At 55.9% G+C, this 22986-nt stretch carries 27 protein-coding genes; 10 read left to right on the forward strand and 17 right to left on the reverse strand.

Translation table 11 applies throughout. The features are described 5' to 3' along the window. Positions 1-23: 23 nt before the first annotated feature. The 4 genes from GH984_RS02530 to GH984_RS02545 are packed head-to-tail and all read right to left on the reverse strand — an operon-like array spanning position 24 to position 2870. Positions 24-497, reverse strand: coding sequence for a YaiI/YqxD family protein (locus GH984_RS02530; RefSeq protein ID WP_153718616.1), 474 nt, complete (start codon positions 495-497; stop codon positions 24-26). After that, on the reverse strand, positions 491-979 hold the full coding sequence (locus GH984_RS02535; protein WP_153718617.1) for a DUF427 domain-containing protein: 489 nt from the start codon (positions 977-979) through the stop codon (positions 491-493). Before GH984_RS02535 ends, GH984_RS02530 begins: the two co-directional genes overlap by 7 nt. Then, positions 979-1959: a serine hydrolase domain-containing protein gene (locus GH984_RS02540; protein ID WP_153718618.1), complete on the reverse strand. Its 981-nt coding sequence runs from the start codon at positions 1957-1959 to the stop codon at positions 979-981. Before GH984_RS02540 ends, GH984_RS02535 begins: the two co-directional genes overlap by 1 nt. Then, positions 1956-2870: an EamA family transporter gene (locus tag GH984_RS02545; RefSeq protein ID WP_439959276.1), complete on the reverse strand. Its 915-nt coding sequence runs from the start codon at positions 2868-2870 to the stop codon at positions 1956-1958. The genes GH984_RS02540 and GH984_RS02545 overlap by 4 nt, the downstream gene beginning before the upstream one ends. A 47-nt stretch (positions 2871-2917) precedes the next feature. Here GH984_RS02545 and GH984_RS02550 point away from each other — a divergent pair, with 47 nt between their 5' ends. Then, positions 2918-3472: a histidine phosphatase family protein gene (locus tag GH984_RS02550; protein WP_153718619.1), complete on the forward strand. Its 555-nt coding sequence runs from the start codon at positions 2918-2920 to the stop codon at positions 3470-3472. After that, a complete protein-coding gene (locus GH984_RS02555) occupies positions 3469-4353 on the forward strand; it encodes a homocysteine S-methyltransferase family protein (RefSeq protein ID WP_153718620.1) in 885 nt (294 codons plus the stop codon). Before GH984_RS02550 ends, GH984_RS02555 begins: the two co-directional genes overlap by 4 nt. On the opposite strand, the gene GH984_RS02560 is transcribed toward GH984_RS02555, so the two are convergent. The 7 genes from GH984_RS02560 to GH984_RS02590 all read right to left on the reverse strand — a co-directional run bounded on the left by GH984_RS02560 (position 4343) and on the right by GH984_RS02590 (position 14609). Continuing rightward, positions 4343-5419: an NAD(P)-dependent alcohol dehydrogenase gene (locus tag GH984_RS02560; protein WP_153718621.1), complete on the reverse strand. Its 1077-nt coding sequence runs from the start codon at positions 5417-5419 to the stop codon at positions 4343-4345. The genes GH984_RS02555 and GH984_RS02560 overlap by 11 nt on opposite strands. A gap of 75 nt (positions 5420-5494) precedes the next feature. Further along, positions 5495-6415 carry a ring-cleaving dioxygenase gene (locus GH984_RS02565; protein WP_216643606.1) on the reverse strand — a complete coding sequence of 307 codons (921 nt, stop codon included), beginning with the start codon at positions 6413-6415 and terminating at the stop codon, positions 5495-5497. After that, positions 6408-7958, reverse strand: coding sequence for an alpha/beta fold hydrolase (locus GH984_RS02570; protein ID WP_153718623.1), 1551 nt, complete (start codon positions 7956-7958; stop codon positions 6408-6410). Before GH984_RS02570 ends, GH984_RS02565 begins: the two co-directional genes overlap by 8 nt. A 14-nt stretch (positions 7959-7972) precedes the next feature. After that, the gene (locus tag GH984_RS02575) at positions 7973-10150 is read right to left on the reverse strand and encodes an NHLP bacteriocin export ABC transporter permease/ATPase subunit (RefSeq protein WP_153718624.1); all 2178 of its coding nucleotides are present in this window, start codon (positions 10148-10150) and stop codon (positions 7973-7975) included. After that, positions 10147-12303 carry an NHLP family bacteriocin export ABC transporter peptidase/permease/ATPase subunit gene (locus GH984_RS02580; protein ID WP_253939083.1) on the reverse strand — a complete coding sequence of 719 codons (2157 nt, stop codon included), beginning with the start codon at positions 12301-12303 and terminating at the stop codon, positions 10147-10149. Before GH984_RS02580 ends, GH984_RS02575 begins: the two co-directional genes overlap by 4 nt. Next, complete coding sequence (locus GH984_RS02585; protein WP_153718625.1) at positions 12300-13520, reverse strand: NHLP bacteriocin system secretion protein; 1221 nt, start codon at positions 13518-13520, stop codon at positions 12300-12302. Before GH984_RS02585 ends, GH984_RS02580 begins: the two co-directional genes overlap by 4 nt. Positions 13521-13538: 18 nt before the next feature. Continuing rightward, positions 13539-14609 carry a helix-turn-helix domain-containing protein gene (locus tag GH984_RS02590; protein ID WP_172973142.1) on the reverse strand — a complete coding sequence of 357 codons (1071 nt, stop codon included), beginning with the start codon at positions 14607-14609 and terminating at the stop codon, positions 13539-13541. Between the two features lie 186 nt (positions 14610-14795). Here GH984_RS02590 and GH984_RS02595 point away from each other — a divergent pair, with 186 nt between their 5' ends. From GH984_RS02595 to GH984_RS02615, 5 genes are read left to right on the forward strand one after another with little or no spacing between them, the layout of a single operon-like run. Beyond that, on the forward strand, positions 14796-15131 hold the full coding sequence (locus tag GH984_RS02595; RefSeq protein ID WP_153718627.1) for a Nif11-like leader peptide family RiPP precursor: 336 nt from the start codon (positions 14796-14798) through the stop codon (positions 15129-15131). A 17-nt stretch (positions 15132-15148) separates the two neighbouring features. Further along, on the forward strand, positions 15149-15706 hold the full coding sequence (locus GH984_RS02600) for a tail fiber domain-containing protein (RefSeq protein ID WP_153718628.1): 558 nt from the start codon (positions 15149-15151) through the stop codon (positions 15704-15706). Next, entirely contained in the window at positions 15699-16043 is a 345-nt protein-coding gene (locus GH984_RS02605; RefSeq protein WP_153718629.1) for a Nif11-like leader peptide family RiPP precursor, read from the forward strand. Before GH984_RS02600 ends, GH984_RS02605 begins: the two co-directional genes overlap by 8 nt. 22 nt (positions 16044-16065) lie before the next feature. Then, the gene (locus GH984_RS02610; RefSeq protein WP_153718630.1) at positions 16066-16356 is read left to right on the forward strand and encodes a Nif11-like leader peptide family RiPP precursor; all 291 of its coding nucleotides are present in this window, start codon (positions 16066-16068) and stop codon (positions 16354-16356) included. Positions 16357-16390: 34 nt separating this feature from the next. Continuing rightward, complete coding sequence (locus tag GH984_RS02615) at positions 16391-16738, forward strand: Nif11-like leader peptide family RiPP precursor (RefSeq protein WP_153718631.1); 348 nt, start codon at positions 16391-16393, stop codon at positions 16736-16738. Positions 16739-17073: 335 nt separating this feature from the next. Here the strand turns inward: GH984_RS02615 and GH984_RS02620 are convergent, their stop codons facing one another. From GH984_RS02620 to GH984_RS02635, 4 genes are all read right to left on the reverse strand, one after another. Further along, positions 17074-17727 carry an SOS response-associated peptidase gene (locus GH984_RS02620; protein WP_153718632.1) on the reverse strand — a complete coding sequence of 218 codons (654 nt, stop codon included), beginning with the start codon at positions 17725-17727 and terminating at the stop codon, positions 17074-17076. Between the two features lie 13 nt (positions 17728-17740). After that, positions 17741-17944 carry a tautomerase family protein gene (locus GH984_RS02625; RefSeq protein WP_153718633.1) on the reverse strand — a complete coding sequence of 68 codons (204 nt, stop codon included), beginning with the start codon at positions 17942-17944 and terminating at the stop codon, positions 17741-17743. A gap of 88 nt (positions 17945-18032) precedes the next feature. After that, the gene (locus tag GH984_RS02630) at positions 18033-18293 is read right to left on the reverse strand and encodes a type II toxin-antitoxin system RelE family toxin (RefSeq protein ID WP_153718634.1); all 261 of its coding nucleotides are present in this window, start codon (positions 18291-18293) and stop codon (positions 18033-18035) included. Next, the gene (locus GH984_RS02635) at positions 18280-18513 is read right to left on the reverse strand and encodes an RH3 domain-containing protein (protein ID WP_153718635.1); all 234 of its coding nucleotides are present in this window, start codon (positions 18511-18513) and stop codon (positions 18280-18282) included. The genes GH984_RS02630 and GH984_RS02635 overlap by 14 nt, the downstream gene beginning before the upstream one ends. Positions 18514-18614: 101 nt before the next feature. Between GH984_RS02635 and GH984_RS02640 the strand changes: the two genes are divergently transcribed. The 3 genes from GH984_RS02640 to GH984_RS02650 all read left to right on the forward strand — a co-directional run bounded on the left by GH984_RS02640 (position 18615) and on the right by GH984_RS02650 (position 19762). Beyond that, positions 18615-18959 (forward strand): toxin, encoded by a 345-nt coding sequence (locus GH984_RS02640; protein ID WP_153718636.1) that lies wholly within the window; start codon positions 18615-18617, stop codon positions 18957-18959. Further along, positions 18959-19291 (forward strand): helix-turn-helix domain-containing protein, encoded by a 333-nt coding sequence (locus GH984_RS02645; RefSeq protein WP_153718637.1) that lies wholly within the window; start codon positions 18959-18961, stop codon positions 19289-19291. Before GH984_RS02640 ends, GH984_RS02645 begins: the two co-directional genes overlap by 1 nt. A gap of 132 nt (positions 19292-19423) precedes the next feature. Continuing rightward, entirely contained in the window at positions 19424-19762 is a 339-nt protein-coding gene (locus GH984_RS02650) for a helix-turn-helix transcriptional regulator (RefSeq protein WP_153718638.1), read from the forward strand. Here the strand turns inward: GH984_RS02650 and rlmKL are convergent. Together rlmKL and GH984_RS02660 are read right to left on the reverse strand one after the other, a co-directional pair. Continuing rightward, positions 19759-21900 (reverse strand): bifunctional 23S rRNA (guanine(2069)-N(7))-methyltransferase RlmK/23S rRNA (guanine(2445)-N(2))-methyltransferase RlmL, encoded by a 2142-nt coding sequence (gene rlmKL, locus GH984_RS02655; RefSeq protein ID WP_153718639.1) that lies wholly within the window; start codon positions 21898-21900, stop codon positions 19759-19761. The genes GH984_RS02650 and rlmKL overlap by 4 nt on opposite strands. A gap of 110 nt (positions 21901-22010) precedes the next feature. Next, the gene (locus GH984_RS02660) at positions 22011-22973 is read right to left on the reverse strand and encodes a virulence RhuM family protein/type II toxin-antitoxin system death-on-curing family toxin (protein WP_153718640.1); all 963 of its coding nucleotides are present in this window, start codon (positions 22971-22973) and stop codon (positions 22011-22013) included. Positions 22974-22986: the final 13 nt, after the last annotated feature.

A 22986-nucleotide genomic window follows, 5' to 3' on the forward strand; every position in this document is an offset into this window, starting at 1 on the left:
AGAGGTTATCGAGACTAGAGCGATTACTCTGTGACCAACCTCGCAAGATACCGATCAAGCGCATCGGCAAAGCGCTTGTGATCTGTTGTGCTAAAGCTCGGCGGGCCGCCGGTGTGAACGCCGCTGCTGCGCAGGGTTTCCATAAAGTCGCGCATTTGCAGCTTGGCACGGATATTTTCTTTGGTTTGCGCCTCACCGCGAGGGGTTTGCACAAGCGCGCCCTTTTCAATCACTTCAGCAGCCAGCGGAATATCGCTCGTGACAACCAAATCGCCAGCGTTTACTCGGCGCACAATCTCATCATCCGCCACATCGAACCCAGCACCGACCTGAATTTGGCTAATCAGTGGCGAAGGCCGCAATCGGACCGGCTGATTAGCAATAAGTGTTAGGCGAATGCCAACACGCTCGGCGGCGCGGAATAAAATCTCCCGAATAGCGACGGGGCAGGCATCTGCATCTACCCAAAGCTGCGCTTGGTACGCAGACGCTACCAATGCTCGGTGCCCGGCTCGCCCTTCCAAGGGCCCACAATCTCGTTAGTCACCCAGCCCCCGTAATAACGGCCTGCCTGTGCATGCACCGGCTCACCCGCCACAAAGCAATTGAGCTTTTCGGGATAGCAAGAAAGCCAACCGGCAATTACCTTAGCTGGTTCGGCCGAGGGGTTGGGGTAATACCAAACCGCCGCTTCAGCCACGCCCTGCGGCCCCACTACATCAAAGTAATGCGCATGGCCCTTCCACTCACAAAAGGTATGCGCGGTTGAAGCCTTTAACACGCTCTGATCAAAGGCATCCGGCGGCACATAAAACGCGGGTGGGCTGCCGGTTTCACAAACACGAATGGAATGATCAGACTTGGCAATGCAAAGGTTGTCAAACCAAATCTCAACGGGCCGGTTATCGGGCAGATGAGCCGGCGGACGCGGATAATCCCATACCGATTCTTGGCCTGCGGCGGGTTTAACTCTTTCCATCAACACACTCCTACTCGAATTAAATTGGCCACGTAGTCATGCAGAGCGTCACGATAACCGGTGCGGCCGGATGGGCGATTAGTGTCTGAGGTAATTGCCACGGTCATGGCTAAATCGGGAATGACATAAAGCATTTGCCCACCATAACCCCAACCATAATAACCGGCATAGCCAGCAAAGGACCGGGTAAACCACCCATAACCATAGCCATCACCGGTCCAGCGCGAATGCGCGCGCACTTGCCAGCTCTCGGTAACCCAGCCCTCTGGCAGCAATCGCTGACCGTTTGGTGCAACGCCATCGTTACGATACAGCTCACCCAGTGCAATCAGCGCCTCTGGCCGCATGGCAATTTGATTACCACCAAAAGCCACGCCCTCGGGGCTTGTCATCCAATCTGCAACGCGAATGTCGGCCGGCGCCAGCCATTCATTAGCGAGGGCATAGCTCGCTTGGCCCGCTTGCGCCTCAAGAATGGCAGATAACACATGCGTATTGCCGGTGGAGTAGCGCATTTGGCCGCCAGGGGCTTGCTCTACCGGCTGCCCCAGTGCCGAGCGCGTCCAATCGTTACTTGCCACCCAAGCGCCATAGTTTTGCCCCGATGTGCGCCGTAACCCTGATTGCATGCTCAGTAGATGACTTACCGTGAGGTGGCTGAGCCGTGGATCGGGGTCTGCCGGCAGCGCATCAGGCAGCAAATCAGCAACGCGCGCATTGACATCGCTGATTACACCCTTGGCAATTGCCGCCCCCACCATCGCGCCCATCAGTGTTTTAGACACCGACTTCACATTCGCCGCCGCCGTGGGTGACACCCCCCGATAACCGTTGGCCACCACAACCTCACCGTCTATGGCGATATGCAGGGTGCGCAGCGAATCAAAAGGCATCTCCGGCAGATTAGCGCGGCACTCGGATGCCACTGCCGGTGTGGCCAGCAAGATCCAACTTAAAAAAATAAATGCGCCGTATTTCATTTAAAACTTGTTGCCATTACCGTGACTGTCAGCAAAATCATCACCATACCGAGGATTTGAATCGTCGTAAGTATTTCATGCAAAAACACCACACCAAATGCCGCTGCGGTAATGGGCTCTACCATGGCAATAATCGAAGCGATGACCGGTGATATTTGCCGCAGGCCCACAATATAAAACATAAACGATAGCCCCGCCCCAAACACGCCTAACACCACAAATAGCGGCCAGATTGGTGCGGCAAAAACTCGCGCCACCGCGTCGGTACTACTAACCGTTAGTAACACCACACTCAGCACCCCAAATGCGATCACCAAAATAGCTTGCGGGCTACCACGCGGCGCTGCTGATTTAAAACCAAAGATAAAAACTGCATAAGAGACACCCGCCATTAAGCCCGCCGCAACGGAAATTGGGGTGACTTGGCTGACACTCAGATCGTAAGCCCCGGTTAGCAGAATCATGCCGAGCAACACCAACCCAATGGCCCCGATTTTTGACCCGCTTATTGTTTCAAAACCAAAAACCAACGAAACGAGATAAACAAAAACCGGCGCTGAATACATCAACGTAGCGGCAACGGCTACACTACCCTCGGCAATGCTGAGATAGTAAAAGGTGAAATTGCCGGCAACACCCAACCCTGCCAATGCCGAGAATAACCAAAGCCGGATGTTGCGAAGGCCGCTACCATCAGGCCTTGCCAACAACCAGGCCACCGCAAAGAAAAGCCCAACCGACCCTCTGAAAAACGCCGCAACAATCGGATCCCAACCTTGGCCCGTTAGATACCCGCCAATGCCGCCGGACAATCCCCAAAAAAACGCGGCTAATACCACAAGGGCTATACTGCCCATTCCGCCTTTACCGGCAGACCAACCCCGCAGCGATGGCGCGATGCTATGCAGCATGCCTAAAGGATAACAGCCATGGTGTTTGTTGGGTTATCGTAGGCAACATGCGCCGATATTTACTCATAGTCCTGAGTGTTTTTTTGCTGTGTGTTACCACCGCTAGCACGGCATCAGAAACCGCACTTGCCGCCATGAAGCAAGACAGCCACGTGCTGCTGCTAAGACATGCCCTTGCACCTGGGTTTGGTGATCCGCCGGAATTTACCATTGGCGATTGCAGCACCCAGCGTAACCTTTCTACTGAAGGACGCCAGCAAGCCCGCGAATTAGGTAAAACCCTGCACGATGCTGGCTTAGATGACTTGGTTGTTTACTCCAGCCAGTGGTGTCGATGCTGGGATACCGCCATAGAAATGCAGATTGGCACCCCGGCAACCCACATCGGCTTAAACAGCTTTTTTCAAAACCGCAGCCAACAAGACGCAATTGTGAACGACCTGCAGGCTTTACTTGCCTCCCTAGAGGGTGGCCCGAGTGCCGTGCTAGTTACCCACCTCGTCAACATACGTGCCATCACCGGGCAAAGCGTAGGCTCCGGAGAAGGCATCGTGCTGCGGCTTGAGCCAAATGGCGAATACACCGTTATAGGACGACTATGAAACCCCAAAACATTACCCTGCTTGATGGCGGCATGGGCCAGGAGCTGCGTCGCCGCAGCGCTCGCCCCGCCACCCCGCTTTGGTCAGCACAAGTCATGCTAGATGAACCGGAGTTAGTCGTTGCGGTGCATCGCGACTTTATTGGTGCCGGTGCAGCAGTCATCACCGCCAACACCTATGTAGCCACGCCGCCGCGCTTAGCCCGGGACGGTCAAGAAGCATGGCTCGAGCGCCTTCATACCGCCGCACTCGACGCCGCGCATCAAGCCTGCAAAGACAGCCCACATCCGGTGCAAATTGCCGGCTGCCTACCGCCGCTGGTTGCCAGCTACCACGCAGGGTTAGTGCCGGATGATGACACCTGCTTACGGGACTATCGCCGTTTAGTGGCCGCACAAGCGGCACGCGTTGATCTTTTTATTTGCGAAACGATGAGCCTGACACGCGAGGCCATGGCCGCCACCCGCGCGGCTAAAGAAAGTGGCCTGCCGGTGTGGACGGCCTTTAGCGTTGATGATCAAAACGGCACTCACTTACGCTCAGGGGAATCGCTCGCACAAGCGGCTAATGCAGTTGTTGCTGCGGGTGCGGACGCCGTCCTCATTAATTGCTCCACGCCTGAAGCCGTGACCACTGCACTGAGCATGCTCGCCGAGCTAAACACGCCTTTTGGCGCCTATGCCAACGGCTTTGAAGCCGCCGCCAACCTTCCGGCCGGCGGTACCGTTGATGCGCTCAGCGCGCGTCAAGAGCTCACCCCCACCGCGTATGCTGATTATGCCGCACGCTGGGTTGCCCAAGGCGCCACCATTATTGGTGGCTGCTGTGAAATCGGCCCGCGGCACATCGAAGCCATTAAGGAGCGACTGATCAAGTCGTAATCGCCACCTTCAGTACGCCGTCACGCTGATGGGAGAAAAGATCATAGGCCTCAACAATGTCTTCCAGCGCGTAGCGGTGAGTAACCAGTGGGCCCAGATCAATGCGATCATGCGCGATGATGTTCATTAGCCGCCGCATTCGCTCCTTACCCCCGGGGCATAGGGAAGTCACGATTTTATGATCGCCCAAGCCCGCACAAAAAGCGCCCAGCGGAATGCTCAGGTCTTCGGAGTAAACGCCTAAGCTCGATAGGGTGCCCCCGGGTTTAAGCACACGTAATGCCGCCTCAAAGGTAGACTGCAGCCCCAGCGCCTCAATCGAGGCATCAACACCCCGGCCACCGGTAATTTTCAGAATCTCCTCAACCACATCCACCTTATTAAAATCCAAGGCAATGTCTGCGCCCATTTGACGAGCCATATCAAGCCGGGCGTCTACGCCGTCCACCACAATAATCATGCCCGCGCCGCGGAGTCTTGCGCCGGCTGTAGCGCACAAACCAATCGGGCCCTGCGCAAACACCGCTACAATGTCGCCAATTTTAATGTTGGCCGACTCAGCGCCCGCAAACCCGGTCGACATAATATCGGGGCACATCAGCACCTGCTCATCAGTTAGACCATCCGGCACAGGCGCCAAGTTGGCCTGTGCATCAGGCACCAGCAGGTATTCCGCCTGCGCCCCGTTAATCGTGTTACCAAACCGCCAGCCACCCATGGGCTTATAACCGTGCCCGTGATGCCCGCCATCCTGCGAGCTACAACCGTCTTGGCAAGCATACGAACTAAAGCTTGGACAAATTGCCCCCGCAATCACCCGCTGACCTTCTTGATAACCCTGAACATTCGCACCGAGCTTCTCAATCACCCCCACCGGCTCATGCCCAATCGTTAGCCCGCTTTCAACGGGGTACTCGCCTTTGAGAATATGAACATCCGTGCCACATATCGTGGTGGTGGTAATGCGCATTAACGCATCATTCGGGCCGATATTGGGGATGGCCTTTTCCTCTACCTCAACGCGGCCGGGCTCCACAAAAATGGTCGCTTTCATCATTTCAGCCATGGGTGTTCTCCTTGCACGCGGCTAGTTCTTAAAACATAGCCTAGATTGGGGAGCTTACAAGGCGATGACAGCCGCTCACCCCTCCAACACCGGCAACGCCGCCTCAATGCGCGCGCGCATGGGCTCATGCTCGGCGGTTAGCTTGAGTGACTGCCCTAGTGATTCGGCGGGCTCATCTACGGTAAAGCCGGGGGCATCGGTAGCAATCTCAAAGAGCATGCCGCCGGGTTCACGAAAGTAAACGGAGCGAAAATAAAATCGATCTACCTCACCAGAGCATGGCAGGCGAGCTGCTTGCACCTGATCAAGCATCTCCAGCAATGCAGAGCGATTGGGCACCCGAAACGCAATGTGATGGACCGTGCCATAGCCAGGCTGGCCCATCGCTGATGATTCAATTAATTCGATATGATCCGCCCGCGCACTGCCTTGGCTTTTGAACCGCCCCACCACGCCAGCGTTTGAATCAACGGGGGTATAGCCCAGCAACTCGGTAAGCACGCGCGCTGTGGAATCCGGCCGATGGCTGGCGAGCGTCAGACCTGCAAAGCCACGAATCGCAAGCGCAGAGGCTGGCTCTGCTGCCTCTGCTGGCTCAGGCGCCTCGGCAACTAAAGCCAGCGGCAGGCCATCAGGGTCAGTGAATTGCAAACGATCAGACTGGCCGCTAGAGGGGCCGCCGGAAAAGGCCACGCCTGCATCCCGCAGGCGCGCCTCCCACTCAACCAGTGTGTTTAGCGGCACAGAAAACTGGGTCTCAATGGGCTGCCCTCGCCCCGGCTTACCAGCTGGCACACCGGGGAAGGGAAAAAACGTCATGGCCGTACCGGGCCGGCCCAACTCATCACCGTAATACAGATGATAGGTAAACGGATCATCCTGATTGACGGTTTTTTTGACAAGCCGCAAGCCGAGCACTCGGGTGTAAAAATCGAGGTTGCGCTGTGGGTCAGCCGCCACTGCGGTTACGTGATGAAGGCCTCGTGTACTACTCAAATCGTCTCCCGACGTCATCAACGCAGCTGCGATCTATGGGCTCATTCGGAGCATCTAGAAAGTTAGCAACGACGCTGCGACCACAGAGTAAATTCAAATGCACATCATGCCCCATGCCTCGAAAGGCAACAAACTGACTATTCGAAAACTGTTCTGCAAGCCGCTGCGCAACAGCATGGGGGACTAACCCATCCGCATCACCACTCATGATGAGTACTGGGTGGTCAGTTGCCACAGGCACTTCAAAAGACTCAGGTGCCTGCCCCACATCCCAAATGGGGCAGGTTAAACGATAACTTTGAAAACCATCTCCGGCCGGGTAGTAGAGCGGATTAGCCTCAACCACCGATTCAAGCGCCGCTGGGTCGTCAACAGGAAAGTCCTCACGACATTTGACTGAAAGATGCTGCCCAAGCTTCAACCCAGCAACCACATCATTGAGTGCCGCTGAAAAAATTGCCAATACCTCTTGATCATCTAGTGACAAGCGGCCTTGCACCATATCGTGCAGTTCGGCGATATAACGCGGCAAATGGGTTGCAGTCTCGCTAAATGCCAGATGCCCAGATAGCGCCTCGATCACATCCGGCCAGCTCACCGCTTCGCGAACCGTCTCACCGGATTGGGGATCTTGAAATTGCAACAATACCGGCTCTTCTTGAAAATGCGCGGCCACCGCTTTGAATTTCTGCTCGAGGTCGCCATAGCGCTCCGTGCAGTTAGCATCCGCAGCACAGTCGGCGAAAAGCTGCTTAAAAAGCCGCGGACGCTCAGCAACCGCCTCGGCTGTTGCCTGTGATCCGAGTGTTAGCGGAGAGTTAAGCACCATAGCGCGAACCCCAGCGGGGTCAACGCGCAGCAAATCTAACGCAAGCCGTCCCCCATAAGAGGTGCCCTGCACATTCCAATGCCGCAACCCCAGCGCTTGGCGGATCGCACGCAGATCCAAAGCGGCCGCCCGCGTATCAAACAATGAGAGATCGACCCCTGCCTCTACCCAATGGTCATGACAAGCGGTAAAACGTCTTCGATCTGCCTGATCTGCGTCAAATTCGGCCTCTTCGGTACTGGGGTCATTAAAGCGGTTTTGATCAAGCTCAGATGGCGCGATTTCCGGGCAATCAAGCGCCGGCTCAGATAGCCCCGTGCCCCGCTGATCAACCAAAATCATGCCGCGATTTCGCCTTAACTCAACCGCACCCCCAAACCCAGCGATTGCCTCTGAGCCAGCTTGACCTGGGCCACCACTCAAATAAACAAAGGGATCGGGGTCGGGGCTTGAGGAGAGATTATCCAGAATCGTTAGATGCACCCCAATCATTGCCGCGTCTGCCGGCAGACTTCCATCCGCCTGCACCAGCCCATGGTCCATTGGCAGCTCAGCCATTAAGCAAGTGGGTGTCTCGCCAAGCGGGGGTGTAAATGGACAGTCGATTTCTTCAAGCACAACCATTGGCACCGGGGGTAAGGCCTGTGCCAGTGAGATCGCACCGGGCATTAATAGCATTGCACCAAAGGCTATCCACAACTGTTTTGTCGGCATCACAAAATCTCCTTTTAGCTTATCTGTCGCTCTGCCATGTGCGTAAAAAGCCCGTTTTGCTTCATGAGTACGCTATAGCTGCCCTCTTCAACCAAACGCCCGTCAGACAGCACCAGAATCCGATCCGCCTCCCGCACCGTACTGAGCCGGTGCGCAATGACGATTCGGGTGCAGTCTAATGCCGCAAGGCTCTCGCTCACCCGCGCCTGAGTCGCGTTATCCAGCGCACTCGTGGCCTCATCCAGAATTAACAATCGCGGCTGATCAACAATGGCTCGGGCAATTAATAAGCGCTGCCGTTGCCCGCCCGATAAAGTATCGCCGGCATCCCCCACCAGCGTATGCATTCCCATGGGCATGCGGGCAATATCCGCATCCAACCCAGCGCGGCGGGCAGCCTCCTCTGCATCGGCCAGGGTTCGCCCAGTATTGCCAATGATGTTGCGCAAAATATCGCCACTCATCACGTGCTGTTGCTGAAGCACAACGCCTAATTGCCGGCGCAGCGCGCTCACATCCAAGCCAGCCAGATCCTGTCCATCAAAATACACCCCGCCGCTGTCAGGCTGCTCAAAACCCAACAGTAAGCGCAGTAGGGTCGACTTACCTCCGCCTGAGGCGCCCACGATGGCAACAAACTCCCCCGGGCTTACGCGAAAGGAAATTCCATCTAAAATTGGCGGCCCGTCCCGCTCATAACGAAAACGCAGCTCGCTGACCTCAACATCGCCAGTAAGCTCGCCCGGATCCGCCTTATTGAAATCAACCTCCGGCTCAGCCTCAAGGATTGGACGGGCGCGCTCATAGAGGGGGACGATATTCAGCACGCCGATCAGCGTTTGGCTCAAACCAAGCAGCCCGCCTAAGAAAACCCCAAACGCCGCGTTAAAGGCCAAAAAGCCACCAGTCGTGATCGCATCATCACCTAACAAAAACGCCAAACTGGCGAATAACGCCATGCTCCCCAGCACCGGATAGACCGCCTGAATGGTTTCTGTGATGTTTTGGATGCGCCCAGCGGCAATCACGTGATGTTGCTGCCGAGCAAAGACCTGTGACCAGCACAAAAAAGCACGGAGCTCAGCATTAGCGGCCTGCAGTTTGCCAATACCGCTGAGCAACTGAAGTAAGATCCCGTCAATCCGCCCGGCAATACCCGCCAACTCACGCTCATGACGAAGCGCTGCTAGTGTAAAAACCGCACTAGTTACCAATAAAACCAGCGCCAGCATCAGGCCAACCAGAGCCAGCATTGGGCTATAGAGAAACATCAAGCCCAAACTCAGCAACGCGAAGACCGATGTCAGCACACTACTCAGGGTGGTGCCTGAGAGTGCCTCGCGAATCTGTGATATCCCGTTGGCCCGGCCAGCAAGATCACCCGCGGTGTAGTCTCGGAAAAAGGTGGCCGGCAGGCGCAGCATCCGATCCCACACCGCTGACTGTAACTGCGCATCGGCCTGACCTTCCAAGCGCAACTGGGCAAAGCGTTGCGTTAACTGAAACATCGCGGAAGCAATGGCAATAGCAATCAACCCTAAAGAAAGCTGCAACAGCTCGTAGTGACTTGCGCTCGGAATTACCGTATCCACTAAATACCCAGTGGCCACCGGGACCACCAGCCCAAGCAGGCCCACGGCCAGTGCCAGCATACCAATCAGCGTGAGGTCGAGTTGGCGCCCATCTAAGGCAAAACCCAAAATCGCAAACATCCCCCCAAGGCGCGCCTGCAACGGGCGATAGATCTGCACCGCACCGCTTTGCAAAGCCGCCCGATCAGCCGCGGTGAGCGCCCTTGGTGCTTGGTTGGGTGCGTGAATGCGCCACGCCGCACCGGGGCGATGCGCCGGCAGCAACGCCACGGGCTGCGCCTCAGGGCCATAAAATGCCAATAAAGGCCCAGCAGCCTGTGCAGGCCAATCCCCCACCAGCGCCACGCGGCGATACCGGCAGCCGGCGGCCCGTAGGATCACCCGCACACTCGCATTATCGGGCAAGGTTGGCACGCGCAAGGTAAAGCCTAACGCTTCGGCGACAAGGCTGATCGCGGCCTGCAGAGGATTATGACTGGCCACACTTGCCTGCCCAGGCAGCGGACGGACTAGCCCCGCCAACTCAGCCAAATGATCTGCCATGCGCGCCTTTTCTCGCGCTTGGCGACGTGCCAGCCGATCGTGCGCCGCGTCGGTCATGCCATCTCTCCGACCAATGCGGCATAGGCTTCGTTCATTGCCATTAACTCGGCATGCGTGCCCCGCTCCACCACGCGCCCTTCATCGAGCACAATAATCTCATCACAATCCCGAACCGTGCTGAGCCGATGGGCCACGATCAGCGCGGCACAACCGCGGCAGCGCAAATTTGATTCGACGGTGGCTTCGCTGACCGGGTCAAGCGCACTGGTGGCCTCATCAAGTACCAGCAGACTCGGGTCAGTCACCAGCGCACGGGCAATCTCAAGCCGCTGCAATTGCCCACCGCTAAAATTGCTCCCGCCCTCGCGCAGGGGGCTCTCATAGCCATGCGCCCGGCCAGCGATTTCTTCATGAATCAGCGCATCATGGGCGGCATTAATCATGCGCTCCTCAGGCAGCGTGTCATCCCACAGCGTTAAGTTATCGCGCACACTGCCATCAAACACCGCCACGCTCTGATCAACCATCGCTAGCGAGTTGGCTAATACGGCACGGGGCCAAAAATCTCGGGGCTTACCATCAAGCAGAACCTCGCCCGACCAGGGCGTGTACAGCCCCATCACCAACCGCGCGATCGTAGATTTACCGCTGCCCGAACCACCCACTAGGGCCACGCGCTGGCCGGGCGCAAGCGTTAAATTAAAGTTTTCAATCAAGGGCGCTTGGTGGGGGCTATAACCAAAGGTTAGATCCTTGAGCTCAAGCTCACCTGTCAAGCGCACAGGCCCTGTATCGATTGCTTCGTCAGTCTCTCGTGTCGCGGGGTAATCAAACACATCATCCAAACGGCGCATATCGCCACCAAGCTTTTGCAAACGCTCAGCACTGTCCACCAACTCATTAATTGGCTGAATAAAAGCGGCTGCAAGTGCCTGAAAAGCCACCAATCCGCCAATAGTTAATACGCCTTCAATCACCCGCAACCCACCTACCGACAGGATCAGCGCTGCATTCAGGGCCATTAAAAATGGCGGCACAGATAACAAAACCACCCCGGACGCGCCCAGACTTTGCCGGGCCGCCAATGTGCGTGCATGCTGACCTGCCCAGCGCGCAAAAAAGTCATCCTCCGCGCCGGTTGCTTTTAGGGATTCGATGGCCAGCAAGCCGCTCATCGAAGTCCCAATGAGCTTTCCTTCATCCATGAGCAAACGCTGATTGCCATCTTTACGCCGGCGCGCAACCGCTCGCAGCGCCACCAAGTTAAAAGCGCCAATGGCAACGGCCACTAACGTCAGCAATGGATCGAAAAGCATCATCAACGCGGTGTAGAACACCACGGTAATAATCGCCAGCACGCTCTTAGCAAGGTCATTTGCCAGCGCATCGGCCACCGCATCGTTAATGGTGACGCGATTACCCATCTCGCCCGCGGAACGTTGGTTATGAAATGCCAGCGGCAAATGCAGCACATGCCAGAGAAAACGCGCCGAGTGGCTAATGGATAGCTTGCTGCGCAGGCGCAATAAAACTTGTAACTGCAACCAGTGCAGCAGCGCCATCACGACCAGCGTACCAGCCATAAAAACCAGCAGCGGCATCACCCAATCGTCAAGCCCCCCAATGAGCACCTCATCCACAAACACCTTACTGAAGACCGGCACGAGTAATCCGGGAATGACCAAGGCCAAGCCAGCCAGCACCAAAAAGCCCACGCTGCCCCAGTTCCCGGGCAGGCGGTCAAGTATGGCCTCGCGGGCGCCGCGAACACGCCCACCCCGTTCAAAACCCTCATCAGGCGCCATCTCAAGGGCAACACCAGTAAAGCCAGCATCGAATTCGGCTTGCGTGATGACGCGTGGACCGGTTGCCGGGTCATTTAAATAAACCCGATCTCCACGAAACCCTTCCACCACTAAAAAATGATTAAATTCCCAAAAAACAATACAGGGCCTACCGTAGTCACGAACCGCCTCGGGCTGCCAGCGCCTGCCCTGCGCTTGCAAACCAAAAGCGCGCGCAGCGCGCACAACGCTACTCGCCTTGCTACCGTCACGGGAAACACCACAGTCAATCCGCAAACGCTCAAGCGGCTCAAAGCGCCCGTAATACGCCAGTATGATCCCTAAAGCCGCCGCCCCGCATTCAACCGCTTCCATCTGCAAAAGCGTGGGCGTGCGCACCCGCCAATTGCGTGGCCGGCCACTCAAAGCCCCAACCACCGACGTAGTGTGGGAATCACCAATGTGATCGGGCGTCGCTCGGCCACCGTCACACGGGTTTCAGCCAAACCACCCGTGCGAATTTGCATCTCTGGGCCCTGGCCAGAAGTCCAGCGATACCCACTGGGGGTGTGAGCATCGCGAATCAGATTGACGCTTGCCTCAAAAACTGCGCCCTCCCGCATCAACTGACGCACCAATGACTCATTATCGAGCAAACGCATCATTCCATTAAAGGTGGCAGGAAATTCCGACACCCAAGTAATCTTACCCACCAAATAGCCATGCTCTTCGCGCTCGACAATGGTGGGCGATACCAATGCCGTCATCCCGGGATTGAGTTGCTTGCCATCTTTCGCAGGCAAAAACATGGCAACCTCAAGTGCATTGATGTCACGCCCGCTGCGCTCCAGACTAAGAATCTCCGCGCCCGCACTTACTGAAGCGCCAACGTTATACTTAAGCTCTACTACCCGGCCCGCTTGGGGGGCGAGCACCTCCACCGCCACGCGATACCGCGCGGCAATCCCCTCTAGCTCAGCGCGGGCCTGATCCAACTCAAGCTGTGCCGTCTCAATCCGGTTTGCTCGCTCCTGTGCTTGCTGCGCATTGTTCAGGGCCAGTTCTTTAAGATCGGCTTTGGTATTGGCGATAGCCTCTGCGGTTTCAATGCGATTGCGCCGCGGAATCAACCCCTTGGCTTCAAGATCACTTTGCATCGCATAGCGTTCTTCATTAATTGCCAGCAAATCTTCTAGGTTTGTCTGCCTCTGCTCGCTAAACGCAGCCTGTAAATCGGCCTGCCGCGCTTGATGACGTCGCAACTGCTCCAGCCTGTCAGTTAACGCATCAACACGCGTTTGCTGTACACGCAACTCGGCCCGCAACTCAGGCTGAGCAAGCCGCGCAATCACCTGCCCTTGCTCCACTTCATCACCAGCCGACAACTCTAATTCGCTAATCCGGCCCGCAGTAGTGACCGTGACCGCCTCTACCCCGCCGGTGCGAATAAAGACGCCTTCGCCGTCCAGCCGCGTAGGTACAACCCCGTAAAACCCCCACAGCACCACGCTGGTCAGCAGCAATAAGACTGCAGTGAGCGCCACCCAACCGCGGCGCGAGGTGGCCACCATCATCGCGTCTAACTGCTCAGGCGCAGAAAGCTGGTCAAGCGCTTGTTGGCGAAAGATCCCCGATTTAGGCATAGGCGGTCATCGCTTACATCAGGTCGAAAGGTGGTGCAGCCAGCGCTCATAGCGCCGATCAACGCGATCCTGACCAATTTGCGCGCCCACAACCCCCAACCCCTCGCGACGTGCGGTGCTTGGTGATACCCCATAACGGCGCCGAAAAGCCCGACTAAAGGCTGCATCGCTGGCGTAACCGCTGACCAAAGCAATGTCTAACAGCGTGCGGTGCGCCTCATTTGGGTTTGTTAACGCGAGCATGGCCAAACGCAGACGACGCTCCCGAATATAACTTCCCACCCCACCCAAACGCTCAAAAAGCTGATAAAGCTTTGAGCGTGACATACCCACCTGCCCAGCAATCCAATCGGCGCCAAGCTGTGGGTTGGCAAGATGCGCTTCGATAAATCGGCGAACAGCGGCTAGCCGCACCCGCGCGATGGCATCAGGCTCGGTCGATGACTCCTGATTGACGGCATTGTTCAAACAAGCACTGACCATACCCACCGTTACAGGCACCAGCTCACCAACCTGCTGGAAAGACAGCACATCGGCAAAGCGCTTGAGCATACACATATGCTCATGGAGCATTTGCACCATTGGCTGACCAGGCGCCAACATCCGCATATGTTGCTTCTCGGGTTGTTTAAGATGCGGTTCAAGCAGATCGCGAGGAATGATGAGTGAGAGATTAGAAAAATCAGAGGTTTGACTGACGGCCGAGCGAGTCAAGTCAAAAACAACCAGTCCACCCCGTGGGAGGTCAAAACGACCCTGAGCGGTTTGCCACGTCATCTGTCCCCGCTCGAAGAGTTGAATCATAAAATGATCCATCCCATCACGAGCCATCACAGATTCATTACGCTGCCAGTCATGCGCTGTGGTGGCTGCGCGCGCCAGCATCAGCGGCCCAAGCATGTGCGCATCAACCTGCGCAAAAAAGTCTTTTTCACGCCGTTCGCGCGCTGCATTAACCTCGAAAATACAGGAGATGCTCTCGTGCCAAACATCATAGCGCTCTTTATTAGGCACCTCATCCACTTGGAAGCGCGTATGCGGCAGTGCCTGGGCCTTGGCGTTATTTTGAGTAGTACGGTTATGTTCCATCCCGCCCTCCCTACTGACGACAGCTAACTTGACGCTAGCCCCTAATTTATGGGAATGCAAACCACCAAATCCCATCTGAGCTAATCAAAAACGTCCTACCAACAATGCAGGACAAACGATCAAATGTGCGGACAACTCAGCGGTAACACTGAGCTGAAACTGAACAAGATCGACAAGGAGCCAACAATGTCTGAACAAGGCGTTGAGACCTTTCTCAACCAACTCACTGATCAACCGGCACTGCGCGAGCAACTCTCCAACGTCCTGAAGAACGCCGAAGATAGCGCCATCGGCGAAACGGTTGTCGCGTTTGCCAACGAGGCCGGGTTTGATATCAGTGCTGAGGACCTTGAATGGCTCAATACCGCGTTGTCAGAAGATGCGGTATCGGATGAAGCGCTGGATGAGGTGAGTGGGGGCTTTACGGGGCCCTTTAACTACTTTTCAGGCGCCACGCTCCGTACAGGGGTCACCAACGAAAAAGACTACTTGAACCCCTTTAAGAAAGAGTTTTGGCAATAGCCAACAAGGAGACCATCATGTCCGACACAACACTTCCCGAGCATCTGGAAAAGCTAATCGATGCTTTACAAACCAATCCCGCCCTTGGCGAAGGCGTGATTGCCGCGGTGGGTGATCATGAAGGCACCGCTGCCGCTGAAGCTGCCGCAAGCTATTACAACAAAGCCGGCTATCCCGTAACGGCTGAGGAACTCATCGCACTGGAGATCGCCCGCAAGAACGCTGTGGGCGATGCCCTGAGTGATGCCGAGCTCGATTTAGTGGCAGGTGGCGGGAGCAACTTTTTCAGTAATTTGCCACGTAATTTATGGGCAACAGGAAAATTGGCCACCTCACTTGTTTCAGATCGGCGGCTAAAGGTATCCATTACCGAAGCGGGCCGTGATGCGCGCACTGGCCTGATGCAGTACGAGTTTGCTTATCGCAGCCATCCCTCCCGCCGCTTTCGCGGTGTGATGGCCGACGAAGTGGCCGAGGTGATGCCTGAAGCCGTGATGGTGATGCCATCTGGATACCATGCTGTGGACTACGGCCGCCTGGGCCTGGAGATGACTGAGGTAGATCACCATGTCTAAGCAAGACGTCGAAAATTTCCTTAAGCAACTCACTGATGACATCACACTGCGCGAGCAGCTCTCAGCCACACTGGCCAATGTCGAAGACAGCGCCACCGGTGAGACGGTTATCGCCTTTGCCACTGAGGCGGGGTTTGATATCAGTGCAGAGGATCTTGAATGGCTCAACAACGCGCTGTCAGAAGATGCCTTGCCGGATGAAGCTCTGGATGAGGTGAGTGGCGGCGTGATGGGCGCGATTTCCTACCTCGGCGACAAACTCCATCCCTACCGGACAGAGCCTCCGGCCAAATCAAAAAACGCACTAAACCCTTTTAAAAAGGATTTTTGGTGGTAATCAAAGCTAAGAGGTGCTCGCAATGACAGAGAAAAATATCGAAACCTTTTTAAATACCCTCGCCGATGACTCGGCGATGCAAGCGCGTTTATCCGCAACGATCAACGAAACCATCATCTCTTTTGCTGCAGATGCCGGGTTTGAATTCACGGCTGACGACCTTCTCGCACTGAACGACAAGCTATCTGATGAAGCGCTAGATAGCGTGACGGGTGGATCTTTCTTAACCGATGCGGGGCGTTCGCTGAAAGATTGGTTTCTGCCACACCGGATCTCGAAGGACGAGAAAAAGAACCCATGGAACCATCCTTAAATTCAACCACCCGACTGCAAACAAGGGGAACATCATGTCCGAACAAACCGTTAAAACCTTTCTGAGTCAACTCAGCAATGACCCCACACTGCGCGAGCAGCTCTCAGCCACACTGGCCAATGTCGAAGACAGCGCCACCTCTGAGACGGTTATCGCCTTTGCCACTGAGGCTGGGTTTGATATCAGTGCGGAGGATCTTGAATGGCTCAACAACGCGCTGTCAGACGATGCGTTATCGGATGAAGCGCTGGATGAGGTGAGTGGCGGCTGGCTCGGCGCCACCGCTTACGCATTACAAAAAATAGAGCCCCAGCTTAACTACGGCAAAAATAAAAACGCACTAAATCCTTTTAAAAAGGATTTTTGGAAACCAATTGGTTAATCACAAAACGAAAACATCATGCCCGACACAACACTTTCCGAGCATCTGGAAAAGCTAATTGATGCTTTACAAAACGATCCCGCCCTTGGCGAAGGCGTGATTGCCACTGCGGTTACGTGATGAAGGCCTTGAATGTTTGGATGAACACATTGCTCCTTATCACCCGCGCGATGCTGATCGGAGTAATGTGATTCTTGAGTACCCTACTCGCATCGCTTGGTCTGCGGAGGCATTACAATTGCACATACAGACAGCAAAATTAGCGACTTCTCGATTACCAGCTGCTACGCCATCGGCCTAGAGCTTGGCCTTGTAAACGCCGCAGAACTTGTGCGCTATACCGACTCAACCAACCCTGCATCATCATTGGCTGGGCGATTGACTCGCGGGTCAACAGGCCAGGCCAGCAGATGAGCCGGGTCCAGCGCCTGTGTAACGGCTTTGACCTCATCGCGGGTCTTGTGTGATGGATCGAGCCACCCTTCCACGCAAGCGGGGTCTAGTACCACGGGCATGCGAGAGTGGATTTGCGCAATGGATTGAGCTGCAGGCTGGGTAATGATGGCAAAGCACCCGTCGCTATCCTCCCGCGGCGGGTCATAAATGCCTGCAAACAGCATTAAACCGGCATCACTGCTGATGTAGTACGGCTGCTTTTTGCCCTGGTGACTTTGCCACTCATACCAGCCTGTGGCAGGCACCACGCAGCGATAGCGCGCAAACGCATCGCGAAAAAACGGCGATGCCGCCACCTTTTCTGCTCGAGCATTGATGGGCTGCGGCGCCTTATTGTCTGCCCAAATCGGCCGATAACCCCACCACAATTGATTGAACGCCACATCGCCATCGGCACCCGTGCGCGCAACCCACTGCTGCGTACCAGGCGGGATGTTAAACGACGGCGTGACCTCCGGTGCTGCGGCCTCCGCCGCCCCCACCACCCGCGCGATTTGATTGCCTGGGGTATTAATAACGTAGCGGCCGCACATGGGAAGTGGCTACCTACTCGCCTCGCTTGCGCCGGTGGGTAACTTGCTCGCCCCCGATGCCCCAATTATCCGTTTCGACCTCGTCGATGACCACCATAGTGGTTGCCGGATTCTTGTTAAGTACGCGTTCGAGCAAATCGGTAACACCTTCGATGAGCTCCGCTTTCTGCTCGGACGTCACACCCTCACGGGTGACCTTGATATTCACATAGGGCATGAATTGAACCTCAGATTTAGGATCAAAGTAGGAGACTACAATCTCTAGCGAGACACGCCAATATCCAGCTCATTAATCTGTTGATGCCTCAGCGCCGATAGACCTGGCCCCTATGGCCAACTTTAACTACAGTAACAATCAAAGCGCCATCAGCAATTTCATAGATAATCCGATAAACGCCTTGCCGGATCCGATACCGCTCCTCACCAGTCAGCTTCTGACTCCCTGACGGTCGGGGCTCATTGCTTAGCGCATAAATACGCTCAAGAATTTTTGCAACGTCGGGATTTGGGATTCGCCGCAGATCCTTTGCGACTGAACGCTTGAAAAGCAGCTCATATCTTTCCATGCGCCCTCAGATCGTTCAACAACGCTTCGTAGGAGATGGTCGGTTCTGCAACTCGATCCTCAAAAGCGGCGAGGTCTTCCTGATCTTCCGCCAAAGACAAACGCACGGCCTCGTTAACAATCTCCGAGACCGTTTGATTCGTGTGAGCCGCCTTGATGCGCAGGGCAGCATGCAACTGTGGATCGAAGTAAATGGTTGAGCGCCGCGCGGAGTCCGTCATGACTCACCTCCTGATTAGCCTTAATACTCAGTTTAGCGGTTAAACGTTTTAACGTCAGTTTGGACCTTGCAAATATACGCAAATTGCGTACCATTCATCGCATGAAGTTGGTTTTCCTAGAGACACCCTCTTTCACTCGGCACCTCAGGGACTACCTGACCGATGATAGTTACCGCGAATTGCAGCACAAACTGATGGACAACCCTGAAATGGGTGTTGTGATACCGGGCACTGGTGGGTTTCGCAAGGTCCGCTGGGAAGACGCCCGTCGCGGAAAAGGTAAACGAAGTGGACTGAGGATTATCTACTACTATCTCACGAGTGATCGCCAGATTTGGTTCTTCGCAATTTATAACAAGGACGAGACCCTAGATTTGACGGTAGAGGAAAAGAAGGTGCTCAAGAAGACTATCCATGCCGAAATCGAAGCCAGGAGACGAGACTAATGACGCAAAAACGCAAATTGTTCGATGAACTCATGGAAGGCGTCAACGCAATGCAGCAGCATCGTGAAGGCAAAATCACTCTGCGCTCGCATGAGGTAGAAGACCTTCTCCCGCTCGAGGTAGACGCGAATCTTATTCGTGACACACGTGAGCGTTTGAACGTCTCCCGCGCTGTATTCGCCCGACGTCTGCGGGTATCGACGCGCACACTGGAAAACTGGGAACAAGGTCGGGCGCGCCCCAATGCTCAAGCAGCGGCTCTAATTTTGATGGTCAGGACATTTCCTGACACGCTGGAGAAACTGAGCGGCCTAGATAGCCATGCGGCTTAGTGCAAAGCCGGGGTACTGCTGCGAACACCGCTAGGCTCGCAATGTCACTGGCAAGGCACACATCATGCTTATATGATCTATAAATAGGTCATTAAACTACCAAATGTATTGTTTATAGGTCATAAAATCAAAATGGCAAAACCCCTATCCCGGCCATACTCACGTTACGCCGCGCAAGCCGCTGAGCTACTCGGCCTCACCATTCATGAGGCCAGGATTCGGCGCGGCATGACGGCAGCCGAAGCTGCAGAGCGCGCCGGCATCTCTCGTGGTCTCGTAAACCGCATTGAGAAAGGCGAGATGGGTTGCGCCATCGGAGCGGCTTTTGAACTCGCCGCAATCGTCGGTGTACCGCTTTTCGATGCCGAGCCCACCACCCTAACCCGCTATCTAACCGATGCGAGGGATAAGGTAGCTCTGCTACCCAAAAAAGCGGGCAGGACCACCCAGGCGGTGAAGGATGACTTCTAGCGAAGGCTTCGAGGGCAACCACGAATAAACCAACATCCATGCACCCACCCGGGGCGCTGAAAATCTTTGGGGATGGACCAGGCGGTGCGGTCTTCGATGCTGAACTGCTCGTGCAGCAGCGGGTCGAGCTTAAAGCCTTTGCGGTTGGTGGAAAAAATCAGCAAGCCGTCTTCACTCAAACAGGCAGCCGCCGCCTGAATCAGCGCCACATGATCGCGCCGAATGTCCAAATTACCGGCCATGCGCTTTGAGCTGGAAAAACTGGGGGGGTCTAAAAAGATTAGGTCGTAGCGCCGATCACAGCGCTGCAACCACCCCATCACATCCTCTTGGATTAGATTATGCGCGGGGCTGTTGAGTTGATTCAGATTTAGGTTGCGCTGCAGCCAGGCAAGGTAGGTTTTTGATAAATCCACACTGGTGGTGCTAGCCGCGCCGCCCAAGCCCGCGTGCACGGTGGCGGCACCCGTGTACGCGTACAAGTTAAGAAAATGCGCATTTTGCGCGTGCTCACCAATCCACTGCCGCACCGGGCGATGGTCTAAAAACAGGCCCGTATCCAAATGATCGGTTAAGTTAACCAGCAAGCGGCAAGGCCCCTCTTGCACCTCTAAATACTGGCCTTGCTCGGCCATGCGCTGGTACTGCTGCTCACCGCGTTGGCGCTGGCGCACTTTATAGACCAGTTTTGAGGGTGCGGTGTCGAGTGCGCTGGGCAACACACTTAACGCCGCGCGCAACCGAGCTTGTGCCTTACCGGCATCTACCGTGGCAGGTGCCGCGTATTCTTGAACATGCAGCCACCGGCCGTCTTGACTGTTATACACATCCACGGCCAGCGCATACTCGGGGATGTCGGCGTCATACACCCGATAGGCGTAAATGTCTTCACGCGCCAGCCACTTTTTTAATTGCCGTTGGTTTTTCTGCAAGCGGTTGATTAAGTCTTGCGCGGGGTTTACGCCCTCGCCCTCGCGCTCGCCCTCACCCTCACCTCGGCCTTGCAACTCAAAGCGCTCAAGCCGGCACTCAATGGGGCCATTAAACACCTGCCAGCTGCGCTCAGGTTTTAAGCCCAGCGCACAGCCCGAGCCATTGAGCACCATCGCGCGCCAGCCCGAAAACTGCGTTTTCAGGACCTGGCCTAGGCTTAAATACAACGGCACCAACTCATGTTGCTCGGCTAAGCGTTGGCCATAGGGTGGATTGGTGATGAGCAAGCCGCGGGGCAGATCAGCCGGCCGTTGCAGTTGGCCCACCTCAGCGCACTCCACCTGCACCCAATCGGCCAAACCCGCTCGACGCAGATGATCGCGGCTAGCGGTGACTGCCCCTTCGTCTTGATCAAAGCCCAGGATGGTGGGTGGGTTTTCTGCACCACGCTCTTGGCGCTCCAGCGCTTCGTCGATTAGGGGTTTCCACAGTGTATCGTTATGACCCCGCCAGCGATGAAAGCCAAAGCGGGTGCGCAATAGACCCGGTGCGGTGTCTGTGGCCATCCATGCCGCTTCGATTAACAGCGTGCCCGAGCCACACATCGGGTCAATTAACGCCCCGCCCTCGGCCGCTAGTGCGGGCCAGTCAGCGCGCAGCAGCATGGCCGCGGCCACATTCTCTTTGAGCGGCGCGCTGCGGCCTTCGCGCCGATAGCCGCGCTGATGCAGGCTCTCGCCCGATAAATCGATCGCTACCGTTACCGTGGCTTCCATCATATGCACGTTGATGCGCACATCGGGCTGATCGGTATCTACCGATGGCCGCGCGCCACTGGCATCCCGCAGCTGATCGACCACGGCATCTTTCACGCGCTGCTGGGCAAAGCGGCTATGCGCAATGCGCGCCCGCACGCCGGTAAAGTCCACCGCCAGCGTGTTGCCCACCCCCAAATGCGCGGACCAATCGATACCTTGCACGCCGTTATACAAGGCCTGTTCGTCTTGCGCCTCAAAGCGCGCAACATGCAGAAGGATGCGGTTTGCCACCCGAGACCACAAACACGCGCGGTAGGCACCCGCCAGCGGTTCGGTAAAGGCGACCCCGCCACGCTGCACCCGCGCGCTGGCCAAGCCAAGGTCACGCAACTCCGCGGCCAGCAGCTCTTCGAACCCGCGCGGGGCGGTGGCAAAAAATTCAGTCATTGGTGATTATGGCTCAGCGAGTTATTGAGTATCGTAAAGCTGCTCACGCGTCCACTCGCGATCGGCGGACTGTTCGCATGGGCAAAGTCTAACAGGGAATCTAGCCTTGCTTAATCTTTATCCCGGGCAAGCAGGTGCATAACCAGCCGGACCATCAAGTCCTTCGCCTTCGGATCGCTCTCGGCAATCAGCAAAGTCAATGCCGTTAGGCCATTGTCGTTGAGGGTCAACGGCATCCCTTCCTGACGCAAGTACAGAAGAAACAGGAAGGCGCCCGAGCGTTTGTTACCATCGGAAAAGGGATGGTTTTTGATCACGAAATACAACAAATTCGCGGCGCGTTCTTCGCGCGTTTTATACAGCGGCTCGCCGAACATGGTCTGCTCGATGTTGCCGAGGATCGCCGCAAGCCCCTCACCCCGGTCGCGAGCAAATAGTTCGTTGGCCTCGCCACGGCTTTTTAACTCCATTGCTAGCGCATCAAGCGCGCCACGTGCTTCATCCAAGTTAAGCACGCCCCGTGCCGGCTGGCCTCCGGCTAATTCACCGAGCTGACCTTCGTCGTAATTAAGCAGCAAGCGCCAAGTACGGGCATACCCGAGCACCAGCCCGATCACATCACGCCCAATGTCGCCTACCAGCTCCTGGCGCACCAGCGTTTCGCCCAGCAGATGAACAGCCTGCTCCAGCTCGCTTAGGCCCCGCTGGGCCAGCCGATGTTCATTAAGGGTGTAGCCCTGCGTGAGATGCTCTCGAAGGACGCGCGTGGCCCACTGGCGGAAACGGGTGGCTCGCGTTGAATTGACTCGATAGCCTACTGAAAGGATTGCGTCCAGATTGTAATGATCTACCAAGTAGGTCTTGCCATCGGCAGCAGTTGTTGCATTTTTTGCAACAACTGCCTCACGCTCGAGTTCTTCAGAGGAAAAGACATTCCGCAGATGCCGGGAGATAACCGATTTATCTCGTCCGAAAAGATCAGCCAATTGCTGCAAGCTCAACCACAAGGTTTCACCTTCCAAACGAACTTCAACCGTATTTGTTTCACCCGTGAAGATGACGATTTCACTCATACAGCGTCTTCTA

The sequence above is a fragment of the Spiribacter salilacus genome (genome assembly GCF_009649225.1).
Lineage (GTDB): Bacteria > Pseudomonadota > Gammaproteobacteria > Nitrococcales > Nitrococcaceae > Spiribacter > Spiribacter salilacus.

Bases quoted from the DNA above. Each gene is read 5' to 3' on its own strand.
- GH984_RS02540 (WP_153718618.1), bottom strand. From the start codon at position 1,959: ATGAAATACGGCGCATTTATTTTTTTAAGTTGGATCTTGCTGGCCACA.
- GH984_RS02585 (WP_153718625.1), bottom strand. From the start codon at position 13,520: ATGCCTAAATCGGGGATCTTTCGCCAACAAGCGCTTGACCAGCTTTCT.
- GH984_RS02640 (WP_153718636.1), top strand. From the start codon at position 18,615: ATGAAGTTGGTTTTCCTAGAGACACCCTCTTTCACTCGGCACCTCAGG.
- GH984_RS02660 (WP_153718640.1), bottom strand. From the start codon at position 22,973: ATGAGTGAAATCGTCATCTTCACGGGTGAAACAAATACGGTTGAAGTT.
- GH984_RS02645 (WP_153718637.1), top strand. From the start codon at position 18,959: ATGACGCAAAAACGCAAATTGTTCGATGAACTCATGGAAGGCGTCAAC.
- GH984_RS02605 (WP_153718629.1), top strand. From the start codon at position 15,699: ATGTCTAAGCAAGACGTCGAAAATTTCCTTAAGCAACTCACTGATGAC.
- GH984_RS02615 (WP_153718631.1), top strand. From the start codon at position 16,391: ATGTCCGAACAAACCGTTAAAACCTTTCTGAGTCAACTCAGCAATGAC.
- GH984_RS02590 (WP_172973142.1), bottom strand. From the start codon at position 14,609: ATGGAACATAACCGTACTACTCAAAATAACGCCAAGGCCCAGGCACTG.
- rlmKL (WP_153718639.1), bottom strand. From the start codon at position 21,900: ATGACTGAATTTTTTGCCACCGCCCCGCGCGGGTTCGAAGAGCTGCTG.
- GH984_RS02600 (WP_153718628.1), top strand. From the start codon at position 15,149: ATGTCCGACACAACACTTCCCGAGCATCTGGAAAAGCTAATCGATGCT.
- GH984_RS02595 (WP_153718627.1), top strand. From the start codon at position 14,796: ATGTCTGAACAAGGCGTTGAGACCTTTCTCAACCAACTCACTGATCAA.
- GH984_RS02620 (WP_153718632.1), bottom strand. From the start codon at position 17,727: ATGTGCGGCCGCTACGTTATTAATACCCCAGGCAATCAAATCGCGCGG.
- GH984_RS02610 (WP_153718630.1), top strand. From the start codon at position 16,066: ATGACAGAGAAAAATATCGAAACCTTTTTAAATACCCTCGCCGATGAC.
- GH984_RS02635 (WP_153718635.1), bottom strand. From the start codon at position 18,513: ATGACGGACTCCGCGCGGCGCTCAACCATTTACTTCGATCCACAGTTG.
- GH984_RS02545 (WP_439959276.1), bottom strand. From the start codon at position 2,870: ATGCTGCATAGCATCGCGCCATCGCTGCGGGGTTGGTCTGCCGGTAAA.
- GH984_RS02630 (WP_153718634.1), bottom strand. From the start codon at position 18,293: ATGGAAAGATATGAGCTGCTTTTCAAGCGTTCAGTCGCAAAGGATCTG.
- GH984_RS02650 (WP_153718638.1), top strand. From the start codon at position 19,424: ATGGCAAAACCCCTATCCCGGCCATACTCACGTTACGCCGCGCAAGCC.
- GH984_RS02535 (WP_153718617.1), bottom strand. From the start codon at position 979: ATGGAAAGAGTTAAACCCGCCGCAGGCCAAGAATCGGTATGGGATTAT.
- GH984_RS02625 (WP_153718633.1), bottom strand. From the start codon at position 17,944: ATGCCCTATGTGAATATCAAGGTCACCCGTGAGGGTGTGACGTCCGAG.
- GH984_RS02550 (WP_153718619.1), top strand. From the start codon at position 2,918: ATGCGCCGATATTTACTCATAGTCCTGAGTGTTTTTTTGCTGTGTGTT.
- GH984_RS02575 (WP_153718624.1), bottom strand. From the start codon at position 10,150: ATGACCGACGCGGCGCACGATCGGCTGGCACGTCGCCAAGCGCGAGAA.
- GH984_RS02570 (WP_153718623.1), bottom strand. From the start codon at position 7,958: ATGCCGACAAAACAGTTGTGGATAGCCTTTGGTGCAATGCTATTAATG.
- GH984_RS02560 (WP_153718621.1), bottom strand. From the start codon at position 5,419: ATGGCTGAAATGATGAAAGCGACCATTTTTGTGGAGCCCGGCCGCGTT.
- GH984_RS02555 (WP_153718620.1), top strand. From the start codon at position 3,469: ATGAAACCCCAAAACATTACCCTGCTTGATGGCGGCATGGGCCAGGAG.